Raw genomic sequence first — 8,759 nt, 5'->3', positions numbered from 1 at the left:
GCCGGGGCCCGCCCCCGGCCCGCCGCCCTCGGTCGTGCCCGCCCGCCGGACTCAGCGGCGCGGCACGGCCTCCCCGCTCGCCGCGTCGACCACCGGCCGGTCGCCCAGCGGACTCTTCAGCGTCACCGTCTTCGTGAAGTCCTTGGCGATCATGATGCAGACCCGGTCGGGGTCGGTCTTCTCGACGATCCGCACCGTCACCCGGTCCGGCTGCTCGTCGGCCTTCACGGTGTACGTGCTGCACACCCCGCCCCAGAAGGTGACGGCCAGCTCCCGGCCGTCCCCCTGGACCCGCACGGACTCGACGACCCGCGCGGCCCGCGCGTCGTCCCCGGGAGGGGGCGTCGGCTCCGGCGAGGGCTTCGCCGGCGGGGCCAGGTACTCCGGCGCCACCGCCGTCCGCACCACCGTGTACGGCGCGCCGTTCGCCGGGTCCGCGGTGAACAGCCACGACGGTACGAGCAGCCGCTCGCCGTCTACGTCCCGCGCGGCCAGACCGAACACCGCGGCGGTCACCGGCACCTGGTCGGGCGCGGCCCGGTCGACGATCGTCTGGCAGGGCGGAGTGGGCTCGACGTGCCCCGGCGCAGGCGTTCCGCCGGTCCGGGCGTCCTCGGGCCTCCCGTTCCCGTCCACGCCGGGCGGGGCGGTGGGGCAGCGCCCCACGCCGATCGGACCGGTGCCCTTCGCGTCCTCGTTCAGCCCGGCGAGCGCCTTCGCCGCCCCGATCACCGGGTACACGGCACCCTCGGCCGGTTCCTTCAGCGTCCCGCTCCCGGCGACCGCCCGGCCGTCCCGCGCGATGTGCAGCCCGGTCGACCAGCCGTACGTCGGCAGTCCGCCCACCACCGGATCGGCGTTGACCACCCGTACCGAACCGTTCACCACACCGGTCGCGGTGACCTTGGCGTCGTCCTGACCGAGCGCCTTCAGGATCGGCGCGGCGGCCGCCTTCGCCGCCGCCTCGCTCAGCGGCGTACCGCCCGGAGCGGGCTTCGACTCGCCCGGGGGCGGACAGGCCTTGCCCTTGAGGCAGGCGTCGCCGGCCGGACCGCCGTCGTACCAGGAGTACGTCCAGTTCCCCGGCGCCTTCCGCGCCACGTCGAGACGGGCTCCCGAACCGTCCTTCTCGGGCCGGATCGTCCAGACCTCGCCCACCAGCGAGGGACTCCCGGAGATGCCCAGCGCTTCGGCCAGCCTGGTCACCTCCGCCGAGGTGACCAGGCCCTCGGGCCGGTGGACCGCGGCCGAGGAGGGCCCTTGGGGGAGTGGGCCCTTGGCTGTGTAGACGGTCCCGTTCGGACCGCCCCCGGGGTCCGGCTCGCCGGGCGCGATGCCCGGGCCGCCCCGTGTGTCGCCACCGTCGGTGGCGTCGCCGCTGCCGCCCTCCAGGCGCAGCGGCACCGGCGGACCGGCCGCGTCGGCGGCCTCGGCCGCCGCGCCCGAGCCGGTGCCGTCACCGGACGCCGTGGTGGCGAGGTAGACGCCACCGCCCCCGGCGAGCAGCACACCCGCCGCCACCGAGGCGGCGATGACGCTCCGCCGCCTCCGTACGTTCTCCGTACCGCTCACCGCAACGCTCCCTCGTCTCGACCGGACGCCGATGGGACGGAGCGGATGCGCGGACGGTTCCGTCCGTCAGCCGCCGTATTCGGCGGTCGCCTCGATGAGCCGGGCCGAGGCCGCCGGGACGACGACCCCGTGGATCAGCGCGGGGGAGACCGGAGCGGGTGCGGGGGCGACCGGGGTCACCCAGTGCGGAGCCATCCGTGCGCCGTCGCCCCGCAGGTCGGCGAGGCTCGGCTCGGACTCGTGTCGCTCACGTGAAGCGGGGTAGATGGTCATGGGCGCACCGTATGCACCGCACGCCCCTGGGGAAAAGCCCTACTCTGGGGTAGTTTCCACTGTTCGGCAGTGAGGCCACCAGCCGGTAGCGTGAATGTCCGTCATTGCCGCCTTCCCGCAGGAGCACCCCGCCGTGCGTATCGCAGTCACCGGCTCCATCGCCACCGACCACCTCATGACCTTCCCCGGCCGGTTCGCCGACCAGCTGGTGGCCGACCAGCTGCACACGGTGTCCCTCTCCTTCCTCGTCGACAACCTCGACGTCCGGCGCGGCGGCGTCGGCCCCAACATCTGCTTCGGCATGGGCCAGCTCGGCGGCACCCCGATCCTGGTGGGCGCGGCCGGCTACGACTTCGACGAGTACCGCGGCTGGCTCGACCGCCACGGCGTCGACACCGGCTCGGTCCGCATCTCCGAGGTCCTGCACACGGCCCGCTTCGTCTGCACCACGGACAAGGACCACAACCAGATCGGCTCCTTCTACACGGGCGCCATGAGCGAGGCCCGGCTGATCGAGCTCAAGACCGTCGCCGACCGGGTGGGCGGCCTCGACCTCGTCCTCATCGGCGCCGACGACCCCGAGGCGATGCTCCGCCACACGGAGGAGTGCAAGACGCGGGGCATCCCGTTCGCCGCGGACTTCTCGCAGCAGATCGCGCGGATGGACGGCGACGAGATCCGCACGCTCCTGGACGGCGCCACGTACCTCTTCTCCAACGAGTACGAGAAGGGCCTCATCGAGTCCAAGACGGGCTGGACCGACGCCGAGATCCTCGCCCGCGTCGGCCACCGCGTCACCACGCTCGGCTCGCGCGGCGTGCGCATCGAGCGCGTCGGCGACACGCCGATCGAGGTCGCCTGCGCGGAGGAGACGGCGAAGGTCGACCCGACGGGCGTCGGCGACGCCTTCCGCGCGGGCTTCCTGACGGGGCTGTCGTGGGGGGTCGGGCACGAGCGTGCGGCGCAGGTCGGCTGCATGCTGGCGACGCTGGTCATCGAGACGCTGGGCACGCAGGAGTACACGCTGCGGCGGGCGAACTTCATGGACCGCTTCAAGAAGGCGTACGGCGAAGAAGCGGCGACAGAAGTCCAGTCCCACCTGTCCTGACACGCCGCCCCCTCGGCGGAGCCCCTGGCACCGCCGAGCCGGCCTCCCTCCGGGCTCGCGCCCCGCGTTACGGGCATCCGCTCCCCTGGTGCGACGCCCCCCCCGCGCCCACCCCCCGCTGTGGGCGTCGCACCAGGGGACCGGCGCCCCCCCCGCCCACCCACGTTGTGGGCATTCGTTCCGCTGGGGCGGAACGGGTGGGCACAACGGAACGGCGCCCTTTGCCGGGCCTAGGCTTCCGTGCCTGAACCCGCACCCGGTGCGCGGCGCACTGGTGGTGCGGGCCAGGGCACGGGGGCGGAGGCGCCGCCAGAGGGCGCCGTCCCGTGTGCCCACCCGTCCCGCCCTGCGAGACGATTGCCCACACGGGGGGGGGTGGGCGAGGCGAGGCCGCGGCCCACGCGGGGGGCGCGGGCGCAGCCCGCAGGCGGGTGGAGGCGGCACTCCGCGAGGCGCGCCGCCCACCCGCCGAGGCGGACGACCCGCAACCGAGGGGCGGCCCCGCGCGGCGGGTCGCAAACTCAGGGGGCGGCCCTGTGCCGCGGGCCGCGATCAAGGGGTGGCCCTGCGCGGCGGGTCGCAGCCGAGGGGCGACCCCGCGTGGCGGGTCGCAATCCAGGGCGGCGGCCCCGTCGCCCCGCGTCAGCTCGTCCGGCGTACCACGTACGCCACCCCACCCCCCGCCGCAGGCGACTCGCCCACGTACTCCTGGCCCCGCATCTCGCACCACGCCGGAATGTCCAGCCGCGCCGCCGCGTCGTCCGCCAGGACCGTCACCGTTCCGCCCACCGGCACGTCCCCGATGACCTTCGCCAGTTCGATCACCGGGATCGGGCAGCGCCGGCCGAGCGCGTCCACCACCAAGGAGCCGCCCCCCGGCGCGGAGGCTGCCGCCGACGGCCTCGTCGGCGCGCCGAGCCGCTCCCGTACCCCCGCCACCACCGCCGGCAGCACGTCCAGGAAGCGGTCCACGTCCTCCTCCGCCGTGCCGGCCGGCAGCGACACCCGGACGTTCCCCTCGCTCAGCACCCCCATCGCGCGCAGCACATGGCTGGGCGTCAGCGTCGAGCTCGTACACGACGAACCGGACGAAACGGAGAATCCCTCCCGGTCCAGCTCGTGCAGCACCGTCTCCCCGTCCACGTACAGACAGGAGAAGGTCACCAGGTGGGGCAGGCGCCGCACCAGGTCGCCCACCACCTCCACGTCCGGGACGAGCTCCGGCACCCGTGCCCGGATCCGGTCCACCAGGGCCCGCAGCCTCGCCCCCTCGGCCGCCGCCTCCGCCCGCACCGCCCGCAGCGAGGCCGCCGCCGCCACGATCCCCGGCAGGTTCTCGAAGCCGGGCGCCCGGCCCGACTCCCGCTCGTCCAGGGGGCCTTGAGGCGCGAACCGCACCCCCTTCCGTACGGCGAGCAGCCCCACCCCCGCCGGCCCGCCCCACTTGTGCGCGCTCGCCGCGAGCAGCGACCAGCCGCCCTCCACCGGCCCCCAGCCCAGCGACTGGGCCGCGTCCACGAGCAGCGGCACGCCGGCCGCCCGGCAGGCCTCGGCCACCTCCGCCACCGGCTGCTCGGTCCCCACCTCGTGGTTGGCCGACTGGAGACACGCCAGCGCGACCGTGCCCGCGTCGCCCGCGTCCCCGGCGCCGAGCGCGGCCGCGAAGACGTCCGGGTCCACCGCCCCCGTCCGCCCCACCGGAACCTCCGTCACCGCTCCGCCCGTCGCCGCGTGGCTCTCGGCCGCGTGCAGGACGGAGGAGTGCTCGACCGCGGAGACCACGAGCCGGTTTCCGACACGCCGACGCCCCGCGAGAGATCCCGAGATCCCCGCGTGAACCGCGCGCGTCCCCGAAGGAGTGAATACGAGTTCGTCGGGGCGGCAGCCCACGGCCTCCGCCGCGGCCTCCCGCGCGGCGTCGAGCAGCAGCCTGGCGCGCCGCCCCTCCCGGTACAGCCGGGCCGGATCGGCCCAGCCCTCGTCGAGGGAGGCGAGCAGCGCCTGGCGGGCGACGGGGTGCAACGGGGCGGCGGACGCGGCGTCGAAGTACGGCATCCGCCCACGGTAGGGCCTGGGTCCGGACGCCCTTCGACCACCCGGGGAGAGTCCGCGACGGGTCGCCGGTCCGGGCCGCTGCCGGTCCGGGGGCCTGCCCGCTGCCCGCCCGTGGCCCGGCCGCAGCACGTCAGCGGCCGGTCCGGGGGTGCCCACGCCCGGTCAGGGGCGAGCCCATACCCGGACCGGGGTGAGCGTACGGCCGAGCCCAGCCGGCCCGGCCCGGCCCAGCCCGGCCGAGCCCAGCCCAGCCGAGTCGAGCAGAGCCCGGCCCGGCCCGGCCGAGCCGGACGCGAGCCTTCACCCCGAGCCTCACCCCCCACCCCCGGGCCCGCCCACCCCACCCCCATGAGCCCTCGTCAGAACCGCCTCGTCATACACCGGCAGACCGCCGAACGGACGCGTCCGACCCCCCTCCGGAACCCCGGAGTCCACCCCTTCGGGGACTCGGACGGCGCGTTGGGCACCCTCCCCGCGCGACCCCAAATAGCGTCCAGTAGGGTTTGGTCCGCATAAACATCCAAACCCCTGCCCGCGGCCGGGGCGGCGACCGACCAGCGAGACGGACGGCCGTGGCCGACCACTGCGGGCCGAGACTCTCGGGAAGGCGCTACGTGAGTCCCAACGGCTCCGACCGCTCGTCGCGGCGCCCGATGCGGCGGAAGCTGCCGCAGGTGCTGACTGCGGGCCTGATCCTGGCGACAGCCACGGGCTGCTCGTACAACTGGGAAGACTTCCCCCGCCTTGGCATGCCCACCCCTGTCACGGAAGAGGCGCCTCGGATCCTCTCCCTCTGGCAGGGATCGTGGGCCGCCGCGCTCATCACCGGAATCCTGGTGTGGGGCCTGATCATCTGGTCCGTCATCTTCCACCGGCGGAGCAGGACCAAGGTCGAGGTACCTCCGCAGACCCGTTACAACATGCCCATCGAGGCGCTGTACACGGTCACCCCCCTCATCATCGTCTCGGTGCTCTTCTACTTCACCGCGCGCGACGAGTCGAAGCTCCTCGAGCTCACCCCGAAGCCGGCCCACACGGTCAACGTGGTCGGCTACCAGTGGAGCTGGGGCTTCAACTACGTCGAGAACGTGCCCGGTGTGAAGGGCGACGCCAAGACGGACAAGAACCTCGCGGCCATTCCGGACAAGTTCCAGGACGAGTTCCCGGACAACGCCGGCGGCGTCTACGACGCCGGTATCCCCGGTGACCGCAACCCGCAGACCGGCAACCCGGGCCCGACCCTGTGGCTGCCGAAGGGTGAGAAGGTCCGGTTCGTCCTGACCTCCCGTGACGTCATCCACTCCTTCTGGGTGGTCCCCTTCCTGTTCAAGCAGGACGTCATCCCGGGTCACACCAACGTCTTCGAGGTCACCCCGACCCAGGAGGGCACCTTCCTCGGCAAGTGCGCCGAGCTGTGCGGTGTCGACCACTCCCGGATGCTCTTCAACGTCAAGGTGGTCTCTCCGGAGCGCTACCAGCAGCACCTGAAGGAGCTGGCCGAGAAGGGGCAGACCGGCTACATCCCGTCTGGCATCGAGCAGACGGACCCGGCCAGGAATGCGGAGAAGAACCAACTGTGAGCATCCACAACGAAACCCAGGGTGCCGCCGCAGCTGAGGACTCGTACGAGAACGAGCTGCCCGTACGGCGCAAGCAGCCCGGCAACGTCGTGATCAAGTGGCTGACCACCACCGATCACAAGACGATCGGGACGATGTACCTGGTCACGTCGTTCGTCTTCTTCTGCATCGGCGGACTCATGGCGCTCTTCATGCGCGCCGAGCTGGCCCGTCCGGGTACGCAGATCATGTCGAACGAGCAGTTCAACCAGGCGTTCACGATGCACGGCACGATCATGCTGCTGATGTTCGCGACGCCGCTGTTCGCCGGGTTCGCCAACTGGATCATGCCGTTGCAGATCGGCGCGCCCGACGTGGCGTTCCCGCGGCTGAACATGTTCGCGTACTGGCTGTACCTCTTCGGCTCGATCATCGCGGTGGCCGGCTTCCTCACCCCGCAGGGTGCGGCCGACTTCGGCTGGTTCGCCTACTCCCCGCTGTCGGATGCCGTCCGCTCGCCGGGTGTCGGCGCCGACATGTGGATCATGGGTCTGGCCTTCTCCGGCTTCGGCACGATCCTCGGTTCGGTCAACTTCATCACCACGATCATCTGCATGCGCGCTCCGGGCATGACGATGTTCCGCATGCCGATCTTCACCTGGAACGTGCTGCTGACCGGTGTTCTGGTCCTGCTCGCCTTCCCGGTCCTCGCGGCCGCGCTGTTCGCCCTGGAGGCGGACCGCAAGTTCGGTGCACACGTCTTCGACGCGGCCAACGGTGGAGCGTTGCTCTGGCAACACCTCTTCTGGTTCTTCGGCCACCCAGAGGTGTACATCATCGCGCTGCCGTTCTTCGGCATCATCTCCGAGGTCATCCCGGTCTTCAGCCGCAAGCCGATGTTCGGCTACATCGGTCTGGTGGCCGCGACCATCGCGATCGCCGGTCTCTCCGTGACCGTGTGGGCGCACCACATGTACGTCACCGGTGGCGTGCTCCTCCCGTTCTTCTCCTTCATGACGTTCCTCATCGCCGTACCGACAGGCGTGAAGTTCTTCAACTGGATCGGAACGATGTGGAAGGGCTCGCTGTCCTTCGAGACACCGATGCTGTGGACGATCGGCTTCCTGATCACCTTCACCTTCGGTGGTCTGACCGGTGTCATCCTGGCCTCGCCGCCGATGGACTTCCACGTCTCCGACTCGTACTTCGTCGTCGCCCACTTCCACTACGTCGTCTTCGGCACCGTGGTCTTCGCGATGTTCGCCGGCTTCCACTTCTGGTGGCCGAAGTTCACGGGCAAGATGCTGGACGAGCGGCTCGGCAAGATGACGTTCTGGACGCTGTTCATCGGCTTCCACGGCACGTTCCTGGTGCAGCACTGGCTCGGTGCCGAGGGCATGCCGCGTCGTTACGCGGACTACCTCGACGCCGACGGCTTCACCGCGCTGAACACGATCTCGACGATCTCCTCCTTCCTGCTCGGTCTGTCGATCCTGCCGTTCTTCTACAACGTCTGGAAGACCGCCAAGTACGGCAAGAAGATCGAGGTCGACGACCCGTGGGGCTACGGCCGTTCGCTCGAATGGGCGACGTCCTGCCCGCCGCCGCGGCACAACTTCCTCACCCTGCCGCGGATCCGTTCGGAATCCCCGGCGTTCGATCTGCACCACCCTGAGATCGCGGCTCTCGACCAGCTCGAGAACAAGGGTCACGTGGCCGAGGCCCTCGCGGGCGGCAAGGAGGCCGGCAAGTGAAGATCCAGGGCAAGATGTTCATCTGGCTGAGCGTCTTCATCCTTGCCATGGCCGTCCTGTACGGCGTGTGGTCGAAGGAGCCGGTCGGCACGACGGCGCTCTTCCTGGCCTTCGGCCTGTCCATCATGATCGGCTACTACCTGGCCTTCACGGCCAAGCGTGTCGACGCGATGGCGCAGGACGACAAGGAGGCCGACGTCGCGGACGAGGCCGGTGAAGTGGGCTTCTTCGCCCCGCACAGCTGGCAGCCGCTGTCGCTGGCCGTCGGCGGTGCGCTCGCCTTCCTCGCCATCGCGATGGGCTGGTGGATCCTGTACTTCTCCGCCCCGCTGATCCTCGTCGGCCTGTTCGGCTGGGTCTTCGAGTTCTACCGCGGCGAGAACCAGAACCAGTAGCGGTACCCCGCTCCCCACCGGAGCACCCGAGGGGCCCGGACAC

7 protein-coding genes are annotated in these 8,759 nt (G+C 71.6%); 4 read left to right on the top strand and 3 right to left on the bottom strand.

Features of this window, described 5'->3' with window-relative positions; translation table 11 throughout:
- Window positions 1-51 precede the first annotated feature (51 nt).
- The gene (locus ACFQ79_RS39310; RefSeq protein ID WP_383592866.1) at window positions 52-1,572 is read right to left on the bottom strand and encodes a hypothetical protein; all 1,521 of its coding nucleotides are present in this window, start codon (window positions 1,570-1,572) and stop codon (window positions 52-54) included.
- Window positions 1,573-1,638: 66 nt separating this feature from the next.
- A complete protein-coding gene (locus ACFQ79_RS39305) occupies window positions 1,639-1,845 on the bottom strand; it encodes a hypothetical protein (RefSeq protein ID WP_383052473.1) in 207 nt (68 codons plus the stop codon).
- Window positions 1,846-1,978: 133 nt separating this feature from the next.
- Here ACFQ79_RS39305 and ACFQ79_RS39300 point away from each other — a divergent pair, with 133 nt between their 5' ends.
- A complete protein-coding gene (locus ACFQ79_RS39300) occupies window positions 1,979-2,953 on the top strand; it encodes a carbohydrate kinase family protein (protein ID WP_383592863.1) in 975 nt (324 codons plus the stop codon).
- 642 nt (window positions 2,954-3,595) lie between these two features.
- Here the strand turns inward: ACFQ79_RS39300 and ACFQ79_RS39295 are convergent.
- Window positions 3,596-5,008 carry a cysteine desulfurase/sulfurtransferase TusA family protein gene (locus tag ACFQ79_RS39295; RefSeq protein WP_383592860.1) on the bottom strand — a complete coding sequence of 471 codons (1,413 nt, stop codon included), beginning with the start codon at window positions 5,006-5,008 and terminating at the stop codon, window positions 3,596-3,598.
- Window positions 5,009-5,622: 614 nt separating this feature from the next.
- On the opposite strand from ACFQ79_RS39295, the gene coxB reads away from it, so the two are divergent.
- The 3 genes from coxB to ACFQ79_RS39280 are packed head-to-tail and all read left to right on the top strand — an operon-like array spanning window position 5,623 to window position 8,716.
- Complete coding sequence (gene coxB / locus ACFQ79_RS39290; protein ID WP_383592857.1) at window positions 5,623-6,588, top strand: cytochrome c oxidase subunit II; 966 nt, start codon at window positions 5,623-5,625, stop codon at window positions 6,586-6,588.
- Entirely contained in the window at window positions 6,585-8,321 is a 1,737-nt protein-coding gene (gene ctaD / locus ACFQ79_RS39285) for a cytochrome c oxidase subunit I (protein WP_319308779.1), read from the top strand. The genes coxB and ctaD overlap by 4 nt, the downstream gene beginning before the upstream one ends.
- A complete protein-coding gene (locus tag ACFQ79_RS39280; RefSeq protein WP_017238857.1) occupies window positions 8,318-8,716 on the top strand; it encodes a cytochrome c oxidase subunit 4 in 399 nt (132 codons plus the stop codon). Before ctaD ends, ACFQ79_RS39280 begins: the two co-directional genes overlap by 4 nt.
- Window positions 8,717-8,759 lie beyond the last annotated feature (43 nt).

Origin of the sequence: Streptomyces sp. NPDC056480, from assembly GCF_042795405.1 — a bacterium.
Taxonomy (GTDB): domain Bacteria; phylum Actinomycetota; class Actinomycetes; order Streptomycetales; family Streptomycetaceae; genus Streptomyces.
Note: the sequence above shows the minus strand (reverse complement) of the source record. Positions and strands in the feature narration are given on the sequence as shown.

Excerpts from the sequence above, each read along its gene's own strand:
- ACFQ79_RS39295 (WP_383592860.1), bottom strand. The coding sequence starts at position 5,008 with ATGCCGTACTTCGACGCCGCGTCCGCCGCCCCGTTGCACCCCGTCGCC.
- ACFQ79_RS39305 (WP_383052473.1), bottom strand. The coding sequence starts at position 1,845 with ATGACCATCTACCCCGCTTCACGTGAGCGACACGAGTCCGAGCCGAGC.